General features: G+C 47.5%; 20 protein-coding genes and 1 pseudogene. 13 read left to right on the plus strand and 8 right to left on the minus strand.

Translation table 11 applies throughout. The features are described 5' to 3' along the window. Window positions 1–82: 82 nt before the first annotated feature. Both OWQ48_00975 and OWQ48_00980 read left to right on the plus strand, forming a co-directional pair. Window positions 83–754, plus strand: a complete 672-nt coding sequence (locus tag OWQ48_00975) for a SagB/ThcOx family dehydrogenase (protein MCY0867794.1) — start codon at window positions 83–85, stop codon at window positions 752–754. 190 nt (window positions 755–944) lie between these two features. Next, complete coding sequence (locus tag OWQ48_00980; protein MCY0867795.1) at window positions 945–2,447, plus strand: hypothetical protein; 1,503 nt, start codon at window positions 945–947, stop codon at window positions 2,445–2,447. A 52-nt stretch (window positions 2,448–2,499) separates the two neighbouring features. Here OWQ48_00980 and OWQ48_00985 read toward each other — a convergent pair whose 3' ends face one another. Beyond that, window positions 2,500–3,270 carry a hypothetical protein gene (locus OWQ48_00985; GenBank protein ID MCY0867796.1) on the minus strand — a complete coding sequence of 257 codons (771 nt, stop codon included), beginning with the start codon at window positions 3,268–3,270 and terminating at the stop codon, window positions 2,500–2,502. A 176-nt stretch (window positions 3,271–3,446) separates the two neighbouring features. After that, window positions 3,447–3,962, minus strand: coding sequence for a flavin reductase family protein (locus tag OWQ48_00990; protein MCY0867797.1), 516 nt, complete (start codon window positions 3,960–3,962; stop codon window positions 3,447–3,449). Window positions 3,963–4,091: 129 nt separating this feature from the next. Here OWQ48_00990 and OWQ48_00995 point away from each other — a divergent pair, with 129 nt between their 5' ends. The 3 genes from OWQ48_00995 to OWQ48_01005 are packed head-to-tail and all read left to right on the plus strand — an operon-like array spanning window position 4,092 to window position 7,234. Further along, window positions 4,092–4,517 carry a flagellar protein G gene (locus OWQ48_00995; protein ID MCY0867798.1) on the plus strand — a complete coding sequence of 142 codons (426 nt, stop codon included), beginning with the start codon at window positions 4,092–4,094 and terminating at the stop codon, window positions 4,515–4,517. A 52-nt stretch (window positions 4,518–4,569) separates the two neighbouring features. After that, complete coding sequence (locus OWQ48_01000; protein MCY0867799.1) at window positions 4,570–5,838, plus strand: type II/IV secretion system ATPase subunit; 1,269 nt, start codon at window positions 4,570–4,572, stop codon at window positions 5,836–5,838. After that, a complete protein-coding gene (locus OWQ48_01005) occupies window positions 5,825–7,234 on the plus strand; it encodes a hypothetical protein (protein ID MCY0867800.1) in 1,410 nt (469 codons plus the stop codon). The genes OWQ48_01000 and OWQ48_01005 overlap by 14 nt, the downstream gene beginning before the upstream one ends. A gap of 40 nt (window positions 7,235–7,274) precedes the next feature. Here the strand turns inward: OWQ48_01005 and OWQ48_01010 are convergent, their stop codons facing one another. From OWQ48_01010 to OWQ48_01025, 4 genes are read right to left on the minus strand one after another with little or no spacing between them, the layout of a single operon-like run. Next, window positions 7,275–8,090, minus strand: coding sequence for an ABC transporter ATP-binding protein (locus tag OWQ48_01010; protein MCY0867801.1), 816 nt, complete (start codon window positions 8,088–8,090; stop codon window positions 7,275–7,277). After that, complete coding sequence (locus OWQ48_01015; GenBank protein MCY0867802.1) at window positions 8,091–8,882, minus strand: energy-coupling factor transporter transmembrane component T; 792 nt, start codon at window positions 8,880–8,882, stop codon at window positions 8,091–8,093. It lies immediately after the preceding gene. Continuing rightward, entirely contained in the window at window positions 8,846–9,163 is a 318-nt protein-coding gene (locus tag OWQ48_01020; GenBank protein ID MCY0867803.1) for a PDGLE domain-containing protein, read from the minus strand. Before OWQ48_01020 ends, OWQ48_01015 begins: the two co-directional genes overlap by 37 nt. A 2-nt stretch (window positions 9,164–9,165) precedes the next feature. Then, a complete protein-coding gene (locus tag OWQ48_01025; GenBank protein ID MCY0867804.1) occupies window positions 9,166–9,810 on the minus strand; it encodes an energy-coupling factor ABC transporter permease in 645 nt (214 codons plus the stop codon). Between the two features lie 94 nt (window positions 9,811–9,904). Between OWQ48_01025 and nikR the strand changes: the two genes are divergently transcribed. From nikR to OWQ48_01060, 7 genes are all read left to right on the plus strand, one after another. Then, window positions 9,905–10,309, plus strand: a complete 405-nt coding sequence (gene nikR, locus OWQ48_01030) for a nickel-responsive transcriptional regulator NikR (protein ID MCY0867805.1) — start codon at window positions 9,905–9,907, stop codon at window positions 10,307–10,309. Between the two features lie 334 nt (window positions 10,310–10,643). Beyond that, window positions 10,644–11,306, plus strand: a complete 663-nt coding sequence (locus tag OWQ48_01035; GenBank protein ID MCY0867806.1) for an FmdE family protein — start codon at window positions 10,644–10,646, stop codon at window positions 11,304–11,306. Window position 11,307: 1 nt separating this feature from the next. Next, the gene (locus tag OWQ48_01040; protein MCY0867807.1) at window positions 11,308–12,453 is read left to right on the plus strand and encodes an ABC transporter substrate-binding protein; all 1,146 of its coding nucleotides are present in this window, start codon (window positions 11,308–11,310) and stop codon (window positions 12,451–12,453) included. Window positions 12,454–12,519: 66 nt separating this feature from the next. After that, on the plus strand, window positions 12,520–13,509 hold the full coding sequence (locus OWQ48_01045) for an iron ABC transporter permease (GenBank protein ID MCY0867808.1): 990 nt from the start codon (window positions 12,520–12,522) through the stop codon (window positions 13,507–13,509). Beyond that, complete coding sequence (locus OWQ48_01050; protein ID MCY0867809.1) at window positions 13,490–14,248, plus strand: ABC transporter ATP-binding protein; 759 nt, start codon at window positions 13,490–13,492, stop codon at window positions 14,246–14,248. The genes OWQ48_01045 and OWQ48_01050 overlap by 20 nt, the downstream gene beginning before the upstream one ends. A gap of 220 nt (window positions 14,249–14,468) precedes the next feature. Beyond that, window positions 14,469–14,828: a hypothetical protein gene (locus OWQ48_01055; protein MCY0867810.1), complete on the plus strand. Its 360-nt coding sequence runs from the start codon at window positions 14,469–14,471 to the stop codon at window positions 14,826–14,828. Beyond that, window positions 14,825–15,583 (plus strand): hypothetical protein, encoded by a 759-nt coding sequence (locus tag OWQ48_01060; protein MCY0867811.1) that lies wholly within the window; start codon window positions 14,825–14,827, stop codon window positions 15,581–15,583. The genes OWQ48_01055 and OWQ48_01060 overlap by 4 nt, the downstream gene beginning before the upstream one ends. Before the next feature lie 114 nt (window positions 15,584–15,697). Here the strand turns inward: OWQ48_01060 and OWQ48_01065 are convergent, their stop codons facing one another. After that, window positions 15,698–16,813 carry a hypothetical protein gene (locus tag OWQ48_01065; protein MCY0867812.1) on the minus strand — a complete coding sequence of 372 codons (1,116 nt, stop codon included), beginning with the start codon at window positions 16,811–16,813 and terminating at the stop codon, window positions 15,698–15,700. A gap of 43 nt (window positions 16,814–16,856) precedes the next feature. After that, on the minus strand, window positions 16,857–18,473 hold the full coding sequence (locus OWQ48_01070; GenBank protein ID MCY0867813.1) for an NAD(P)H-hydrate dehydratase: 1,617 nt from the start codon (window positions 18,471–18,473) through the stop codon (window positions 16,857–16,859). Between the two features lie 34 nt (window positions 18,474–18,507). Here OWQ48_01070 and OWQ48_01075 point away from each other — a divergent pair. Further along, a pseudogene (locus OWQ48_01075) lies at window positions 18,508–19,209 on the plus strand (TIGR00266 family protein). The last annotated feature ends 83 nt before the right edge of the window (window positions 19,210–19,292 follow it).

Here is a 19,292-nt window from a genome sequence, read left to right on the forward strand (position 1 = left end):
CCCAGATTTACGCGTTTAGCAGAAGACAACTTATATACAGGGTCATGTAAGAGTTAATGTAGTGGTGGGTTCTTTGAGCCTTGTGATCAAGCTCCCCTATCCCCGAAGGGTTAGCAGTCTTACTGTTGAAGAAGCCCTACTGCTTAGGAGGAGTATAAGGGAGTTTAGGGATCAACCGGTTAAACTCGAGGATTTAGCTTTAATCCTCTGGGCTTCCTACGGGGTAAGCGAGCCCAGGGAAGGCTTACTGACTACTCCTAGTGCCGGCGCCACATACCCTCTCAGAGTCTACGTTGCAGTAGGCTCTAACGGACTGCTTAGTAGCGAGGGCTTCATTGAAGCCGGGATTTATAGATACGATAATGTGAAGCACACCATGGTGTTACTGAAGCGAGGGGATGTTAGGAGAGAGCTGAGTAGAGCAGCGTTAACACAGGAGTACGTTGCCACCGCTCCCTTAAGCATCGTGCTTACAGCCATATACGAGAGGACTACAAGTGTGTACGGGAGGAGAGGAGAGTTAAGGTACGTTCCAATGGAGGCAGGACACGCCTCCCAGAACATTTACTTAATGGCTACCTCACTAGGCTACGGTACTGTCGCTATAGGAGCCTTCAGAGATAGAGATGTTTCAAGTATCATCGGAGTAGACGGCGGGGAGACCCCTCTATACATAATGCCGATCGGTATACCACTAACTGCTCGTAGAGTAAGCTTCGACAGCCTAGCAGAATACTTTCAAGGTGCCCCCTAGCCGTCATCAGGCATTACCTTGCGGTTGAAGACTGGTATATTCAGGCGGTTAACAGCATAGATTGAAGTCTAGGAGTGCTTTAACTGTGAAAGGAGAGCTAAGGATATTAACTATCCGCTACTAGTATTAAAAAGAGTGAGAGCCAACTTCAGCGGGCACGTAGCCTTAGGTGCAGCGTGGTGCTTAAAGCTTGAATAAGAGTTTGATGGTTGCACTAGTGGTTTTAGTGCTTCTCCGCTTAACACCCTTCCTATGGACTTACACGGTTTTCTCGACTGATACCTGGCCGCTAATTAAGGATAGTGTTATCCTCGCCTCCAATAGCAGTATAAAGGTATTTGATGATAGAGTTTTCGACGGCTACCATAATAGGTGGCCGGGGGTGATGCTCTCTTCGAGCATGCTCTCCCTGGTTGCAGGTGTAGACTTGTGTAGTGTTTACGCTGTATTAATGGTTATGGTTTTGAATACCGCGCTGATACTATGCTTCTATGCTGTATCGAAGAGGCTTGGCGGAGGTATTGCTTCAGCTATCCTGATGGCATCCTTCCCCTCCCTTGTAGTCTTTACTTCAGCTACACTGAAAGAAGTCTACTCCTACCCTATTATGGCTTCAACAATCCTGCTTGTAGTCTCCTCAAGTAGCCTTAAACCACTGCTAGTGCTGTTCCCGCTGGCATCTCTAGCGCAGGTCCTCTCACACCCTCTCTCAGCAGTCATGGAGGCTTCAATCCTTGCTAATACAGTGTTAATAGGTCTACTGAAGTACCTGAGGGACCGGGCTTCCTCCCTGCAACTAGTGTTGAAGGCTCTACTCTACACGAGTATAGCTGCCCCTATATCACTAGCCTACATGAAGCTTCTAGCCTCGAAATCTATCTCAGTAGCTGTCAAGTATCCGAGCGTACTAGGGGTATTAGGGTTCTTTGCGATCCTTGATTCGCTGTACGTTTTCGCTAGGCTTGACTCACCGAGGCTTAGAGGCGTAAAGCTAGGTGTTTTAACCCTTATTGCCTCGATTACAGTGCTGGTTGCAGCAAGCTTCCTCCACATGACTCCCTACAATTATGATACAGCGGGCATACTACCATACATTGCAGGCTCACTCATACTCCTCTCAACACCTAGAGAAGATAGTACTATAAGTGCGGCGACAGCTATCTCCGTGTCAGGAGCCCTCATCTACGCTTATACATCACCGGGGTTAGGGAGCCTCATCCACAGGGTTTTAAACTATCTTTCATTCTACCTAGGCTTCTCGATCATTAAGGGGAGGGCATCGAAAGCCTACAGCATACTCGGGCTTGCTGTAGCCTCAGTGATCATGCTACAATTGCTTGCAGGTTATGATACTGTTAGCTTCTACTGGCTTTACACTCGTAGTGATCTAGAGTTAGCGGGCTTCCTCGAATCGTATGCTAATGGGAGTAGAATAGTAGCAGACGAGAAGTTGTACTATCTAAGCATGTACACGGGTTCAATACACGTGGATACCGAAGCAGTTAGAGGATTACTGAGCGGTAGCTACAAGTGTAGGAGCAGCGTGATAGCATTGTACAGGGATAACACTTTAAAGGGTTTCGCTTTAGGCTCAAGTGTGTACGGGATGACGAGTTCTGCAAGAAGGCTACTGGAAGCTAGCTCCCTGGTATACTCGTCGCCCACGCATAAGCTATACTCGTGTACAGGATAGCTAGAGGTTTACTGTAAAAGAGCTGTAGGACTCGCTTCAGGCTGGATGCACGTTAACCCATCCGAGTACACGGCTCTCTAAACACCTTTAACCCTAGTTTCCTCAGCATGGATTTATACGCGCTGTCCCCGGCTACTACTTCATATGCTTTATCGAAACTTGAAGACCTTACAAGAATATTAAGGTACCTTATAGACCAGTCAACAGCTTCTCTGAGTGCTGGGAGGAGATCCCTTCTAACATTAACTATTATGTCTACTACTTCAAGTGGTGTTGGAGTAAAATCCTCTATGAAGCAAGCTTTAACTCCTGCTAGCTGCTGCTCAGCCTCTACTATATCCCTGTATCTATCCGTCAAGTATACAGCCCTCGATCCGCCTACTGCTCTCAGCGCTTCGAGATGGCTGGAAGGCTCTCTATCCGCGAACACGTCAATCCATTCATCCAAGCTCACTTTACCGTAAGCGTTAGCCTTGAATAGCAGGTATGCAAGCCTCCCACCCCTATCCTCAAGGGTTCTCTTGAATTCTTCATCATACAAGCATGAGAGCAGGGTGTGGTGAAAACCTGGGCTACCGAGGATTACAGCCAGCTTCCCCAGTACAGGCCTCCACAGTCTCTCGAGGGATGCACCAATATAATTCGAGATTCCTCCTGGATCATACTCTTTCCTTCTGGATGCTACTTCAACTACCTCTCTACAGACATCTATGGGTAGAGGCAGGTAGACTACTCTCACTTCTTTGAGAAGCTGTTCTAGCATGCTGGAGAGTCTTAGGAAACTACTCTCCCTGCGCGGGAATCCCGCGAGCACAAGGTTCATCTCTATTAACCCGGGCCCTGAAAACCAGAGTAATAATAGCGGAGTGTAAAAATAGTTTAAAGGCGTCATAGTATACTAGCTAGTACTAGATGATGTAGTGTGGCCGTAGCTGAATTGTGATGTATGGCGGGCTTGAATAACTGAGCATTAATCCTTGCAATACGTGTCCAAGGGTATCACGGCTTGTAGACTCTACCCTCTATTGTTGTAAACTCATCTCTAGCTAGATGCAGGATGAAATGGTACTTCAGGGAGGGTTCTCCACCCGTGAACACCTCTGGTTTCCTGTGAGTGTATACTACTTCAGCTATGAAGAGCTCGTGGTCACCGTACAGCTTGGATTCTACGACCCTGCACTCTAAGTTTGCTACTGCATCCTCGATCACAGGGGCTTTCACTACGGCACCTCTCTTCAACTTCAACTTAACTCTACTCAGTTTACTAGGGCCGCTTTCACTTCCCAGCACCCATACATCACTTAAATGCTCTAATACTGGTACAGCCACCACGAGCTCCCTGTGAGTTTTAACCAGCCTGTAAGTATATCTTTCAGGGGATATTGAGACTGCTATTATGAATGGTTTTGCTGAAACCACTGTAACCCAGTCTGCAGCCATTATATCATAGTGTTCCGGGTAGACACCTGATGATATAAGATATGTTCTCAAAGGGTAGAGCAGTCTATAGGACATCGAGCCACCTCTAATTCTTCTCCTGCTGAATCCAGGTTAATATCTCTAAGGATTCCATTCTAGTCTAAGCTATCCATTAAGCTGCTCCTTATTTAACACCTAGATGCCACTACAGGATGGTGGTGCGTGATGACTAGTAGACACCTTAAGGCTGTAAGCGAGGTGACAGCTGTTGTAGTAATGGTGATGATTGCTGTTGCAGCCGCCTTTGGTGTAAAGCTCTTCGTGGATTCACAGGTCTCTAGGCTTCCCTCCATGGATACAGCTATAGCTAGGTATAGTGTCTCCTATACTGCTCCTAACAGAGCAGTAGTTGTCTTAATTGTAAGTAACCTCTTATCCACGAGTATTAATGTGACAGGTGTAACCGCTATTCTATCGGATGGTAGCCAGGTTTCGCCGGCTATAGAGCCACGTGTAGCTCAAGGTAGAAGCGATGTTGAGATAGTCTTCACTCTGCTACTACCACAGGGGGCATCTATTACCAATGTACTTGTTAGCGTTACTGATGTATCCACTGGGAGAACCCAGGTTATCACAGCTACCGGCAGCTAGTTTTTTAACCTCCTTCTTCCTCTCCAGCCACCTCTTATTCAGGGTGCCTGGAGTGTCCTCCGAAGCTACCGGGGACAATAGTATTCTAGCAGAGTATACTGTAGGAGGCTATAGAGTAAGAGTACGCAGGAGTAGTGAGGGATACCTATACGAGGCAGTACTACTCATAAACCAGGATCTTGTGAAGCGGGTTGAGGAGAGACTAGAAGATTTAATCCTAGTGATGCGTAAAGGTGTTGACCCAGGCGATGCAGTATCCACGGTTCTAGGGTTAGAGAGAAGCAGTGTCCCCCAGGTGTTATACCTGCTTAGAGTACTCTTAGGCTTCAAGGAGCTTCAAGTACTCCTTGAGGATCCGCTAATCGAGGATGTATCGATCTCAGGGGTTGGGCCTGTCTGGGTTAGACACAAGCTGGTATGCAGTGATCCGAGAGTAGACTTCATTAAGACTAACATAGTGGTGGACTCGATGGAGGAGCTAGTAGAGCTACAGCAGCAGATCGCTTTAAGATGTGGAACCTATATCTCCACCTCTCACCCAATCATTGACGCCCAGCTACCATTAGAGGATGGCGGGCACCGGGTACACATGGTTTCTCCTACTGTAGCGCAAAGCCGTCCTGAGATAGTTGTGAGGAAGAAGCCCTCGAAGCCTCCATCTATTAAAAAGCTTGTAGGTGAAGGAGTGCTACCAGAAAGTATTGCAGAGTACATTAGGATTCTAATGGGAAGAGGCTTCAGCTTGATTATCGCTGGGCCCCCGGGATCCGGGAAGACAACGCTTCTCCGCTCGATACTCTACTCCTACATACCCAGGGACTGGAAGATCGTGGTAATCGAGGATACAGGTGAAATAGATCCTCCACCGGATAGTGCTTGGGCGAGGTATGTCAGCGTGGAGATAGGGGCTCTCCGAGTCAGCTTATTCGATTTAGCTAAAGCAGCATTAAGGTCGTCGGCGTCGAGGCTTATAGTTGTCGGGGAAACACGCGGCGAAGAAGCAAGAGTACTAGTTCAAGCAATGCTGGCGGGAATGGCTGGTTTGACCACATTCCATGGGAGTAGTCCAGAGGAGGTTATAGCGAGACTTACTTCTCCCCCTATAAGTCTAACACCCCAGCAGGTAAGCATGTTCACAGCGATAGCATTCATGGGTTTCTCCAGTAAGCCTAGGAGAGTGTTGAAGAGAATTTCAGAGCTCCGCTTGAACCGTGATGGTAGTGTAGGCTACGTTGACGTATGGGTTAGAGAGCGGGATGGTGTAAGCGTTAAGCTCGAGGAGCTGTTAGAGAGGAGCGTGAGGCTTCATGGAGTATCTTAGAAGGCTTGCAACTACTCTCCTCTCGCGCTACAAGCAGGCTGCGCTAACCACGAATCCATCGCTGAAAACCTTTAAACGGTTGAAGCTAGAGCTCCTTGCATCACTAGCTTCCCCACCCGCCGCTATCCTACTGCTTTTGCTATCAGCGTACACGGGTCTAGAGGCCTATACAACACTACTTCTTCTACCAGTGGTTGTAGCACCAGCCTGGCTTGTCGTCGAGAAGCTAGCTTCAGCTAGAGAGCTGTGGAAGCGAGTAGACGACGAGCTAGATTTCTTCATAGTGGCTTCAGCCTCAGTCTGCCGGACTGGCCTGGAGCCCTTAGAGTTCTTAAGGAGACTGCAGGATTCAAGGGTTTTCAAGGGGTTTAGGATACTAGGTGAAAGATTCACCGGGCTTGCAGGCCTAACTAGTGCTGGAGAAGCCCTCCACTACCTGCCTGCTCTATCTAGAGGTAGGACTAGAGTGTTCTTCACAGAGTATCTTTCAGCGCTTTCAGCCGGCGTTGTAGTAGAATACTTGCTGAGGAGTGCAAGTGAAGTCCTAAGAGACTCGTGGGTCAGGGTCTCGAGGATGATTGAGAAGAGAGGTGAGATCGGGGTGGTAATTGCTGTAGTATCAGCTTCAGTGCCAGCTTTAACTGCAGGGTTCTCGGTAATCCTGGATCCAGTGGTTGTAAGCCAGGCTCTCGCAGTCCTCGTGGCTACCGGTGTAGCTGGAGTAGTATTAATACCAGGCTACCCTCTCCCCTTGAGAATCGTAGTAGAGGAGAAGTACTCTAGGATTCTAGCTGTTCTAGAGGCTGCCGGGCTACTAGTACTGCTAGCACCACTAGTGCTTCAAGCACTTAATATTTCAGTGAGCAGGGAGGTAATCTTATCTACCAGCATAGCGTCAATTCTCCTCGGTGCTCCAGGCTTAATTGCAGTAATAAACGCCTTCATAGGAATCCACGCGCTTAAATCTATCCTCGAGGATCTCTTAAGGCATGCAAGAGTCTACAGGTCTATTCACCTCTATAGGAGCGAGAAGCTGAAGGCTGTGTCATCAAGAAGAGTTAGACTATGGCTTGTAGACTATACTCTCGAGGCTATTAGATTCCAGAGAGGGCTCGGCGACGTCGACCCTGACATCTACGCTTTATTCGCGCTGTTTATTAGCGAGGTATCTAGGGTTCTATGGGCGTACCTTCACAGTGTAACCGTAGTTCTTGCTGCCGCCCTCGCCACACCCCTCCTGCTTAAGGCTCTCGCCGTGCTCTCCCCTGCACCGATGACTACTATAGCCTACGTAAGCCTCCTGGTAGTAGGCTTTACGTCCTCTAAGCTAGTGCTGGGAGGGAATACTAGTACCCTAATACCCGGGGTGCTTACAGCCCTCTATGCTCTCCTGTAAAACTGGATACTAGGCTTCAAGTACCACTGGAACCCTAGGATTAAGCCCTGGGTAGGCAGCATCCTCTAACAAGCTCTACTAGCTCCTCTAGAGTTACGGGAGGGCTACCCGTGTACCCGAGCATTCTAGCAACTCTAACTGGTGTTGGAGGTGCTAGCTCAATGCCTGCTAGAGTTTCCTCATCTCCTAGTAGCTCGCGGGCTGCTCCCCTACCTACAACTCGGCCTTTATCCAGCAGGTATACTCTATCAGCGATACGGGCTACGAAGTCGACGTCATGTGATGCTATTACAACCGCCCTGCACTCCCTCCTCCACTCTCTGATTAAGCGCTCTAAGAGCTCAACTACTCTAGGTGGGAGGCTTGCTGAAGGTTCATCTAACAGTAGCAGCCGGGGCTCGTAGACTAGTATTGATGCTAGTGCAACCCTCTTCTTCTCGCCTAAGCTAAGCTTGTAGGGGGGTTTATCGAGGATGCCCTCCACGCCTAGCTTAACAGCCACCTCATGTATCCTCCTAGAGGTCTCCTCGCAGCTGTAGCCTAGCTGCCGTAAAGCAAATGCTATCTCATCGCGTACAGTCGGGTTGAAGAGCTGGTCGTCAGGGTTCTGGAAGAGTACTCCTATATGTCTTCTAGCCCAGGGTAACTGCTCTCTCAAAGGCTTCCCGTCGAACAATACTTCTCCTCTAGTAGGCTCGAGGAGGCCGGCTGCAACCATGAGTAGAGTTGACTTACCGCTTCCATTAGCTCCAAGTAGTGCTACAACCTCGCAGGAGTCGACTTCAAACCCTGCTCCACGGAGAGCTTCTGTTCCATCGGGATACTTGAAGTAGATGTTAGAGGCCTGGAGGAGCATCTACAACACCTCTAGGATCACGCATACAGTAGTTAATGCTAGCGTGAAGCCTAGTAGAGCGATGTCACTGAAGCCTACACGAAATCCTACACTATTATACGAGCCGTTGAAGCTTCTAGCTTTAACAGCCTTCTCCAGCCTCCACGCTACCTCATAGCCTCGGAGCAGTAGCTCACCTATAATCGATGATATTGATTTAAAAGCGAGTCTTCTATCAGGCTTTAAAATCCTCGCCTCCCTCGCCGCCATCATTGAGAGAGCATCACTGAGAAATAAGGGAATGTATCTAGCTAGTAGTCCAGTCATAAATACTAGTTCACGGGGAAGGTGGAGGCCTCGGAGTCCTTCAACAAGGCCACGCCACCCGAGATACAATAGAATAGCTGTAAGAGATGATGTAGCTGCTACTGCTCTAAGAGTTAAAGCGGTAGCCTCTCTTAAACCGCTCCATGAAACCCTAAGAGCTAGCGAGCCTAGTGGAATCACAGCTACCGTTGAATCAGGGGTGGTGAAGAGTAGTGGTGTTGAAGCTAGTCCAACAAGAATAGCGATGAATACCACAGGTTTAACCCACGCCTTCAAGTCTATTTTAAGCAGGAAGGCGAGGAGTATGGATGCCAGTAGTATTAGGCTGGGTGCGAGAAGACCCCGAGTGAAAGATGCTGTTGAAGCGAGAATTACAGCCGAGGCAACAGCTACTGAAGGATTAAAGGAGAAAACAGGGGATCCAGTGCTTAAAGCCTCCATAACCTCTCTTAACTCCTCGATGAAGCGTGCTGTGAGCCCCTGCAACCCTCTGCCACCATCCTCGATAGGATGTATCCCGCGGCTAGTATAATGCTTACACCAATAAACCCTGATACAATGTAGCCAATAGTGTCTGGGAGACCTGGAATCCTGTAGTCTACGAGAGGCGTCCAGTTAACTTCTTCTGTGATATCCTTGAGGCCTAATGCTTCAGCAGCGAGATCCAGTGGTTCATGGTAGCCTACTAGGTCTGCTAGTATCACGCCGAAGACTGGGCTAACAAGCACTAAGACTACTATAGCCAGCAATACCTTTGATATCTTCACGTTCACCACCTCTCAGCTGCAATCAACCCCGGGGATCTCGCTGCAATATACTCTACTACAGCTGCTGTAATAGCACCCTCAACAACCCCGAGGACAGCGTGCCAGCCCCCCATTACCGGGATAGTCACCGTATACCCGTAAGGGGTTGAAGGTGAGAGCCCTATCTCAACACCACACGCTAAGCCAGCGATCAACGTGCTAGCCCATCCAGCGAGAAACGCAGCAGTAGCTCTAGTAGTACTTGAGGCTCCAAACCTCCTCACGATAACCCTGTAGAGAGCATAGCCTACGAGAACACCTATAATCCCCATGTTAAGCACATTAGCTCCAAGCGCTGTTATACCTCCATCATGGAATACTAGGCACTGCACTAAGAGCACTAGGAAGAGAGCAAGGAATCCAAGCCAGGGGCCAAGCAGTATCCCAGCTAGAGCACTACCAACAAAGTGAAGCGATGTCCCGCCGGGTATCGGCCAGTTAAGCATTTGAGCAGCAAAGATAGAAGCTGCTAGAACTGTGACTAGTGGAGCACTCTCAGGATTCAACGAGAGCTTTACACGCTTGAACGCGTAGACAGCAAATGCCACGAATATAGCATAGGTAGCTCCCGCTGATACTGGATCCAGGAATCCATCAGGTATATGCATACCACTCCACCTAACTCAGTATTACTTTCCAGTGTTTTAGTAGCACTAATCCATTTATATATTTCCTGTATTTGCATAATATTGGGAGAACACTATGAAGAGGGAAAACGTGAAGAGATTTAGTGTCTCGGTACCACCTAAACTACTAAGAGACTTCGATGAATTTGTTAAGAGCATGGGCTACAAGCGTTCAAGAGCAATCCAGCTCGCCATGCAGAACTTTCTATCGGAGTACGCAGTGAAACGTGGAAAAGAAGTAGTAGCTGGCGCCATCCTCATGCTCTACGACCACAAGAGAGTGAAAGATACACTAACAGACATACAACACGAGTACACCAATGTAATTAAGTCAACAATACACATTCACATAGATGAACGAAACTGCTTTGAAGTAGTAGCTGTTATAGGTGAAGCAGAAGTCATCCAGAACTTAGCTAGAAAACTAATGAAAGAAAAAGGAGTAAAACAACTAAAACTAACCGTATTCCCCCTCCCCTAGTTTTGCTTGTTTTAAACTTGAAGGAACAACCCGATGTACAGGTAGTGGAAGAGTAAACCTCTTAGTTTTGCTTGTTTTAACTTACCTTGCTGGTGTATTCGCCGAGTTCGAGGATACAATCCTCTTAGTTTTGCTTGTTTTTAACGAACGAATTGATCGTCGTGTCTTGCTACCGCGAGAGGCTCCTCTTAGTTTTGCTTGTTTTGAACTGAGAGTGTTGTTAGCATTCCATGAGCCCGCGGAAAACCCCCTCGTTGAATGCTAGCCGAAAAACTTATAAACTCTTATCCTCTGGTATTACTTTTTCATGGAAAAGTAATACTAGGTGGGAGAAGTGAATAAGGAGGTCTTAATTGAGAAACTAAGAGATTTCCATGGTCATATATGTCCCTTTCTTGTTCTTGGCGCAAGGGCTTCAATACTAGCTATGGAACATCTCGGTGTTAAAAAGCTGGGGGTTTATGAAAGTATTGAAGAGGACTTGCTGGCTATAGTGGAGTGTAACAATTGTTTTGCAGATGGTGTTCAGGTGGTGACAGGCTGTACTTTCGGTAATAATAGCCTGATATACTTCGATCTAGGTAAGAATGCAGTTACTCTAGTGAAGAGGGGTAGCTGGGATGGAGTGAGAGTTTACATTGATGCAGAGAGACTTAAGGAACGTTATTTCCCTAAGAGCGCGCTTGAGCTCTTCGATAAAGTTGTTGTAAAAAGAAGTGGATCGGAGGAGGAGAGAAAGCTCCTCTTAAAAATGTGGGAGGAAATCGGCTATAAAATGCTTGAGATACCTAAAAGCGAATTTAAAATTGAGCGGGTTAAGGTTCAGCCGATCGAGCGGGCGCCAATATTTGGAAATGTACGGTGCTGTAAGTGCGGTGAACTCGTGATGGCAAGTAGAGCTGTCCGTATTTCTGGAAGAGACTATTGCCTGAGGTGTGCTGGAAAACCATACTATGCTGTTATTGGGAGAGGAATAGTGAAGCTGAATGGTGAATAAAATGAAGAAGCTTGCCATAGCATTAATCATAGTTGTAGTTCTTAGTGTAACTGTAGCCTACCTGCTATATCCGCAAGTACAGAGTGGTTTAGGAGAAAAGCCTCCTGCACAAACTGAATACGTGTCGATAACTGATTTTGCGAATAGAACTCTAACCCTGCCGAGAAATATATCGAGGATTGTAGCAATCGGGCCTGGGATGCTCCGCCTCATCGTATATCTTAACGCAGTAGACCTGGTTGTCGGTGTTGAGAAAGCAGAGAAAACCTGGGGTGTTGTTGGAAGAGACTACGCTATGGCTATAAAGGAGAAAATCGAGGAGCTACCTGAAATTGGTCCCGGGGGGCCTGGTAACCCACCGGATCCCGAGCTCATATTATCCGTGAAGCCGGAGCTAGTAATCATGCATACAGCCTACCTGTCCTTCTACAACCCCGACGAGCTGCAAATGAGAATAAATGCAACTGTAATAGTTTTAGATTACACTCCAGCTACATCACCTGATCTCGAGCTATTCTATAAAGCAATAGAGATTCTCGGTAAAGCTTTAAACCGAGAGGAGAGAGCGCAGCAACTAATAGCATACACCAGGTCGTTGCTCGCTGATTTAAGCCGCAGAGTTGAAGGTTTAAACACAACAGCAGTTAAAGTATATGTTGGAGGAGTTTCAGCTAGAGGTCTCCAGCCGTTTACAGCCACGCAATCACCATACCCACCGCTCGTATGGTTGAAGACTCAGAGCATATCTGATGCTTACGCTAAAACACAAGGGCTTCTATCCCTACAATTTGAAACTCTACTTAAGGAGCAGCCTGATGTAATATTCATCGATGAGAATAGCCTCAAACCTGTAATACTACCAGACTTTAAGAAGGAGCCATCAAAGTATCTAAGCCTTAAAGCATTCAGAGAGGGAAGAGTGTACGGGCTCCTACCCTACAACTACTATCACTGCAATATCGCAGTGGCTCTGGCGAATAGTTACTACATAGGTAAAGTGCTCTACCCAGAAAGGTTTGCAGATATCGACCCAGCCGAGAAGGCAGATGAAATATTCAGGGTGTTCGTAGGCAAACCAATATATGATCTCTTCCTGAAGGGCGGGTATGAGGGGTACAGGAATATATCAGATCTCTTCTCGAGTTAGGGGGTCCAGGTGAACAGGGTCTTCATCACCTATGTTTCTTTATTTACAGTAATGTTCATGTTATTTTTGATATCGGTTTCAATTGGCTCGTATTCTCTAAAGCCACTAGACTCCCTGAAGACTATTGTTTTAGGGAGTAGCGATAAGATTGTGAAAATCGTTGTGGATTTAAGATTAAGGAGGGCTGCTACGTGCATAGTTGTAGGGGCTATTCTAGGTGCTTGCGGTACTATTCTACAATATCTTCTACGCAATCCATTAGCATCACCTTATACACTGGGAATTCAGAGCGCGGCAGCACTAGGTGCTGGTATAGCAATCATGTTATTGCAGGGCGGCTCGATGATTGGATCACGCACAGCAGCTACTGCCACATTAATTATTGAGAACCCCTACACGGTATGCATTCTAGCATTCACTTTCTCAGCCATGCAAGCTCTATTAATTCTTCTACTAGCATATGCCGTAGGGCTCTCCGTATACTCCATACTGCTTGTTTCTGCCGTCATGTCCTTTGCTGTTCAAGCTGTACTTTCACTACTACAGTACTTATTCTTTAACGAGATAGCTGTAGCCGCCTTAGTTTTCTGGACCTTCGGTGATGTAGGTAGGACATCATGGGTAGAAATCTGGGGGTTAACAGCTGTAGCATTCATTTTGCTACTTGCTTTCACCGCTAAATCTATCGATCTAGACCTCATATCTCTTGGAGATGATATAGCATCTTCAAGTGGCGTAAATCCAAAGATATTCAGAGTTGTATCAATACTTGCAGTCGCCTTAGCAACCGCGGTAGCCGTCTCCTTTACTGGAGTTATAGGTTTCGTGGGGCTTCTAGCAGGACACATGGCCAGGCTCTGCACTGGCTGGTCTGCAAGAAAAAGCCTACCGGCATCAGCTATTTTAGGGTCTATAGTCTTACTGGCCGCTGATATCGTAGGGAGGAGTGTAATTCCCGGAGTAGTCCTGCCGGTTGGCATAACAACAACAATTATCGGTGTTCCCCTTCTCATAGTGCTTCTTGTCGGCGGTAAGCATGGTGTACCTAAAGATTAATAACGTTGAATTCTGGTACAGGAGCTTCAAGGTTCTCAGCAATATAACCTTCGAGGTATGTAAAGGCGAGGTTCTATCTGTTGTCGGCCCTAACGCTTCAGGGAAGACTACTCTGCTTAAAGTTATAGATGGTATACTAAAACCCCAGCAGGGCTCGGTTTACGTTGACGGTAAAAACCTGCAGGATTTTAAACGACTTGAAGTTGCAAAACTTATCGGCTATGTTCCACAAAGACTTAATGTAATACAGCCACTAACAGTATATGATTTCGTCATGACTGGCAGGAAGCCGTATATAGCTTTCACTCCAACCAAGATGGATAGAGATGCTGTACTAGAGGCAATTAAAGTAGTTCAACTCTCTGATAAACTATCAAGGAGTATTACAGAGCTCAGTGGAGGGGAATTCCAGAGAGCATTAATAGCAAGAGCTCTTGCAGCTAACCCGCAAATCCTACTGCTAGACGAGCCAACAGCTAACCTTGACCCATACTATCAAATCGAGATATTGAAGTTAATAGTGAAGCTAGCGAGATCCAAGAATATATTGGTTATCATGGCACTACACGACCTTACACACGCCTACAAATACTCTGATAAAATCCTAATTATGAAGAATGGAGCAATATATGCAGCTGGAAGCCCGGACGAGGTACTCACCCCTGAGAATATATATAGTGTCTACGGGGTCCGTGTCCACGTAATTCGAGATTTAAAGAGTATAGTAGTCGTAGAGTAGAATGCTTACTGTATTAGCTTAACACCCTTGATAAGTCATCATACCTTATATACTTTAAAACCTGATTGAGTGGTGCTCTAAGCCCTGTAGCGGTGAGTGGAGTGTAGAGATAGTATGAGAGCCACGTGCTGTTAGGCTTGACAGCTGCTCACAGCCTAGAGCTAGTACCAGGCTCGCTATTAAACTCCTCTTTAAGAGAGGGTTCCCAGGGGGTGCCTGGATGAGGAGTGTAAGTAATATTGTTGCATCTATACTTATACTGCTGGCTGTAGCTCCTGCTATAGTCTACGTGGCTAGCGAGGCTGTATCTAGAGCTAGGATTACAGAGTATACTAGTACTCCATACAATCATGGTGTACTCTACCTCTTAAGGGATAACAATGGATTCAAGATTCTCATCTATGTTGAAAGACCACCGCAGCAATTGCTACTATATGATTCACAGGGCGTTGAATTTAATCTACTAGACTACTGTGATCTCACTGTATCGAGAACCTGTATTCTCCGCCTTAACCTAGCACCCCCGGTCTACATGGTGGTTGACGGGGTTGTTGTGGAGGGAGAGGTGATTACTGGTTGAAGAGTTTAATTGAAGTCTACGGGGTTCTACTACTATCACTCCTAGTAGTAGCCGGGGTAGGAGTCTACGCGGCACTAGTAAACTATTCATTAAAGGCTACAGGCGAGTTAAGCAGTACGATTGCTTCTGATTCAGCTAGGAGAAGCGAGAAGGTATACTTGGAGATGGAAGGTGAGAGATTAAAGCTTACTTCTACTACAAGCCTGGTGGTGAGAGACATCCTAGTCTATGATGCCACCGGCATACTATTCGAGAATAACACTAGTATAAGACTCCAGCCTGGTGAAACCGTAGAATACTTTCTCCCAGGTCAGGTGGCTTCAGCAGTCTCGCAGGGAGCCGCCTTCATAGGAGTTTACACTGAGAGAGGAAGCTTCATCACGTGGAGTCCTCTAGAGCAGACTCTAACTCGAGATTATAGTGGATTCACTAGCACTAGGGTTCACGTGGTATACCCAGAGTACACTCCCCGTGAATCCGTTTTATTCGAGTATAATGGGAGTGGAGTGATCCAGGGTGTTACAATCTACTCTTACTACACGGGGGTCAACATAACGCGGATACTAGTGGACGGCGTGCAGGTGAATACTGCTCCAGTAGTGGTCGGCAGGTTCGGGTTGTTTACGCCTGCCCAGATATCCTCACTCTACATTCCTTTGAACGCGAGGTTTACAAGCGGAGTTCAAATCTACGGGACGGTACTCCCGCAGGCTGGGGGATTCGCCGAGGTAGTAATCACTATATCTTCTCTCTAACACGAGTTCACCTACCTACTACACGCTCTAATGCTACCTGTAGCCGAGTTTAATTAGCCTTGCTTTCCCAGGATACTAGAAGCATGTCTTCTACCCCTCGTCACTGTTACTCGGCTAGGAGTCTACGAGCAGGGTTTCTAAGTGGAGGTCCCCGAGGAGATGGCTTACCTTCAACCGGCAGGACTGTACTCTGCATTCACCTAGATGCATGATAGCACTATCCCCTCTTATGGGGGCTCCGTTAACCCATACTGGGATTGCAGCCTTGACAACGATGTCTCTTGGCTCCCCTCTAATGTCTTCAAGCTTCAAGTAGCTTTCTCCAGGCTCTACTAGGCCGCAGAAGGCTCCCCTGCAGCAGAGGATCCCGCTTCTAGACGCCCAGCATCTAGTATCGCTACTCTTCTCTAGTACTGCCTCTTGCTCTCCATCCTGGTTGAGGACTTCTAGAACCCTGCCTTTATCAATAACTATTATGCTCCCGAAGCCTGTGGCTAATCCGCTTTCAACTCCTGCTATCTCAACTAGGCTTGAACCCTCAAGGGCAACCAGCAGGTTGTTTTTAGTGAAGAGGGGCTGTTGTCCACTGAAGCCTGCGAACACGCCTTCAGCGAGGGTAATAGGCTTTATTTCACCGCGCCGTGTTTTCACCAGCCAGCCACTAGACTCTACTAGAGCTGAGTTATCCCAGAGGAGGGCTATAGCTCTAGCAGGTACTCCTAGATCCCAGAGCTCGCTCTCAGAGATAACTAGGCTTCTTCCATCTCTAAACGTGCAGGCAAAGAGCTTAAAGCCCGCGGAGCACTCCACTGGAATACCTTTATAGGCATCCTCGACAACCCTAATACTTCGAGTAGTAGAGTAGGCTATAGATGTATACCTGCCTGTGTAGAATGCTACTATGAGTGCTCCTATAGTACTCCCCACGGCAATCCTTGATGCATAGTACTCTTCCCCCCTAGCTGTGATACTATAGTTTTTCCCGGCTGCGGCTACACGAAGCCCGTTAAACCAGGCTATGCAGCCTCCACTATTATTAATCCTCCTCCAGGTGCCGCTATCTGAGCCGTAGGGTGTCACCCTCGGGTGCTCTACTCCACTGTAGACTATTGACTCGAAGTCGTAGCGGGATAGCTCGGCACTGGTACTCCAGGGGTTTAAACCCGCGTTCTCGAGCTGCTGTGAGACATCTACTAGTGACTTAACAGTATAGTTAAGCTTTAACTCCACTCACGCCACCACAGGCTTCAGGAGCAGGGGGTTTAAAATAGAGTTAGACTTGTATAGGCATGTATCTCCTAGTAATGTACTCCGGGTTCTCTCTTAGTATCCTCATGGCTTTAGGCAGGTACTCCATTATTAAGTCTGGTGTCACGCCGTCCTCCCCGACATCCTCTGCTGCTAGGTCTCCTGCAAGCCCGTGGATGAGGACTCCTATTCTCGTAGCTAACCCTGGATCTCTCAATCCAGCACCGTAGACTCCTGCTATAGTCCCTGAGAGCACGTCTCCACTACCAGCCTTAGCCATCCCCGGGTTCCCAGTCATATTTATGAATGCTCTTCCATCAGGGTAGCATATAATGCTGTGAGCTCCCTTGAAGACTATGTAAGAGTTAAGCTCCATGCATGCTCTTCTAACGTTTCTAACAGGATCCTCCTGTATCTCGTTTAAGGGTTTCCCTGTGAGCCTTGAGAACTCAGCTGGGTGGGGTGTGAGTATGGTTGGATGCCTCCTGGATTTAATAATATCTAGATTCCTGGAGACAGCTGTTAAGCCGTCGCCGTCGACTATAATAGGCCTGTCTACAGCTTCAACAAGCCTTCTTACCAGCTCCTGTGTCTCCTCGTTTAATGATACCCCGGGTCCCACCACGAGTATATCGATATCATGTTTCTCCACGGCTTCTAGTATCTTCTCCATGCTGGAGAATGCAATGGAGCCTTCACTCGTCTCCTCTAATGGAATATATACTACTCCAGGGGCCCTTGAGGCTATAGAAGGTATAATACTCTTAGGGGCTGCTAGCCTAGAGTACCCACCTCCCGTCTTAAGGAAGGATTGCGCAACGTAGTATGGAGCTCCATAGTAGTATCTGGCTCCAGCAACCGCTAAAAGCTTCCCGAAGAAGCCTTTATGCCCCCATCTAACCCTCTCGGGCGGCTTAACAGGAGTGTTAAGCTCCACTCTAACTGATTCAATAAGGCTCCTCGGGTAGGATAATATTGAAACGTAGAGCTTGCCAGCGTAGTAGTATCCTGGGTAGAGCACGTTACCATACTTGAGTAATCCTAAAGCAACTGTTACAGTAGACTTGACTGCAACACCTTTAACTAAGCCGTTATCCCCGTTCACTCCAGACGGGATATCAACGCTTACAACTGGCTTTCCAGCCGAGTTTACCAGCTCGACCACCATTCTATGAATCCCTGAAACCTCCCCCTTCAAGCCTACCCCTATTAATCCTACAAGAATTACGTCGGCTCTACGAGTAGACTCTGCGAGCTCGTTGAGGTCTCCTGGTGACGTGATGTGTTTAACCGGTACTCCCAGCTTGACGAGTAGCTCGTGGTTGAATCGAGATGCCTCAGTCATCCTCTCAGGATCCCCTACCACGAAGACTTCAACCACACCTCCAGCTGCATGTAGTCTTCTAGCAGTAGCTAGAGCATCCCCGCCGTTATTCCCTGTCCCGGCTACAACTGTAAACCTCCTCCCTTCTACACCATACTCTCTTAGGATAACAGTGTAGATAGCACTAGCAGCCTCCTCCATCAAGAGGATACTGCTTAAACCGTAGTGGGATGCCTCACTGTCAATCCATCTTACTTCTTCAACACTACACACCTTCAACATATACACCACGGTGACAACTACTCTACGCGGGCTCAAAAGCTTAAATTACAGCGTTTCATACCACGATACGGTGGAAGACTTGGAGTACAGGGTTGAGTATTCACCCGCGTACAGCGTTCTGAAAGTACTCCTCCAGCCGGGTGAATCAATAGTCGCCGAGCCAGGCTCCTACATGATGTATCGAGGCGATATTGAAGTCAAGACGAGCACGCTGGGTTTAACATCAGCTATAGCAAGGCTCCTAGCAGGAGGTGAATCACTATTCTTCAATACTATAACAGCTAGATCCCAGGCTGAGGTGTGGATAGCGCCCGAGACACCTGGAGATATAAAAGCTGTAAGAGTTGAAGGCGAGCTAATAGTGCAGGATACAAGCTAACTAGCGCATGCAGGCAGCCTAGAAGTTAGTGTAGCATGGAGAGGACTTAAAGGAGTTCTAGCTGAAGGAGAACTCTTCTGGCTCAAGCTTACCGGGCATGGAGTAGTCTTCATAAACTCCTACGGTGCTATAGAAGAAGTCACGCTTAAACCAGGAGAGAAGGCTACAGTCGACAACTTCCACTTCGTAGCCATGGATCCATCACTTAAATGGAGAATTAAGACTTTCGGAGGCTTGAAGTCAACGATCCTCGGCGGGGAAGGCCTCGTCGTAGAGGTTGAAGGACCTGGGAGGCTGTGGGTTCAAACAAGAACTCTACCAGCATTCGCTGAAGCGCTACTAAGATTCCTCCCGCGGAGAAGTGGAGCTAGCCTCTCTATAAGAACACGATGAGCTTAAAATAGCAGACTGCGTTGAGAGCTCCGATAAGACCTCTATCCCATCAATCTTATTAATGGATGCATACTTAAGCTTAG

Origin of the sequence: Desulfurococcus sp. (assembly GCA_026626905.1) — an archaeon.
GTDB lineage: Archaea > Thermoproteota > Thermoprotei_A > Sulfolobales > Desulfurococcaceae > Desulfurococcus.

Excerpts from the sequence above, each read along its gene's own strand:
- OWQ48_00985 (MCY0867796.1), bottom strand. The coding sequence starts at position 3,270 with ATGAACCTTGTGCTCGCGGGATTCCCGCGCAGGGAGAGTAGTTTCCTA.
- OWQ48_00990 (MCY0867797.1), bottom strand. The coding sequence starts at position 3,962 with ATGTCCTATAGACTGCTCTACCCTTTGAGAACATATCTTATATCATCA.
- OWQ48_00995 (MCY0867798.1), top strand. The coding sequence starts at position 4,092 with ATGACTAGTAGACACCTTAAGGCTGTAAGCGAGGTGACAGCTGTTGTA.
- OWQ48_01005 (MCY0867800.1), top strand. The coding sequence starts at position 5,825 with ATGGAGTATCTTAGAAGGCTTGCAACTACTCTCCTCTCGCGCTACAAG.
- OWQ48_01010 (MCY0867801.1), bottom strand. The coding sequence starts at position 8,090 with ATGCTCCTCCAGGCCTCTAACATCTACTTCAAGTATCCCGATGGAACA.
- OWQ48_01025 (MCY0867804.1), bottom strand. The coding sequence starts at position 9,810 with ATGCATATACCTGATGGATTCCTGGATCCAGTATCAGCGGGAGCTACC.
- nikR (MCY0867805.1), top strand. The coding sequence starts at position 9,905 with ATGAAGAGGGAAAACGTGAAGAGATTTAGTGTCTCGGTACCACCTAAA.
- OWQ48_01040 (MCY0867807.1), top strand. The coding sequence starts at position 11,308 with ATGAAGAAGCTTGCCATAGCATTAATCATAGTTGTAGTTCTTAGTGTA.
- OWQ48_01050 (MCY0867809.1), top strand. The coding sequence starts at position 13,490 with ATGGTGTACCTAAAGATTAATAACGTTGAATTCTGGTACAGGAGCTTC.
- OWQ48_01055 (MCY0867810.1), top strand. The coding sequence starts at position 14,469 with ATGAGGAGTGTAAGTAATATTGTTGCATCTATACTTATACTGCTGGCT.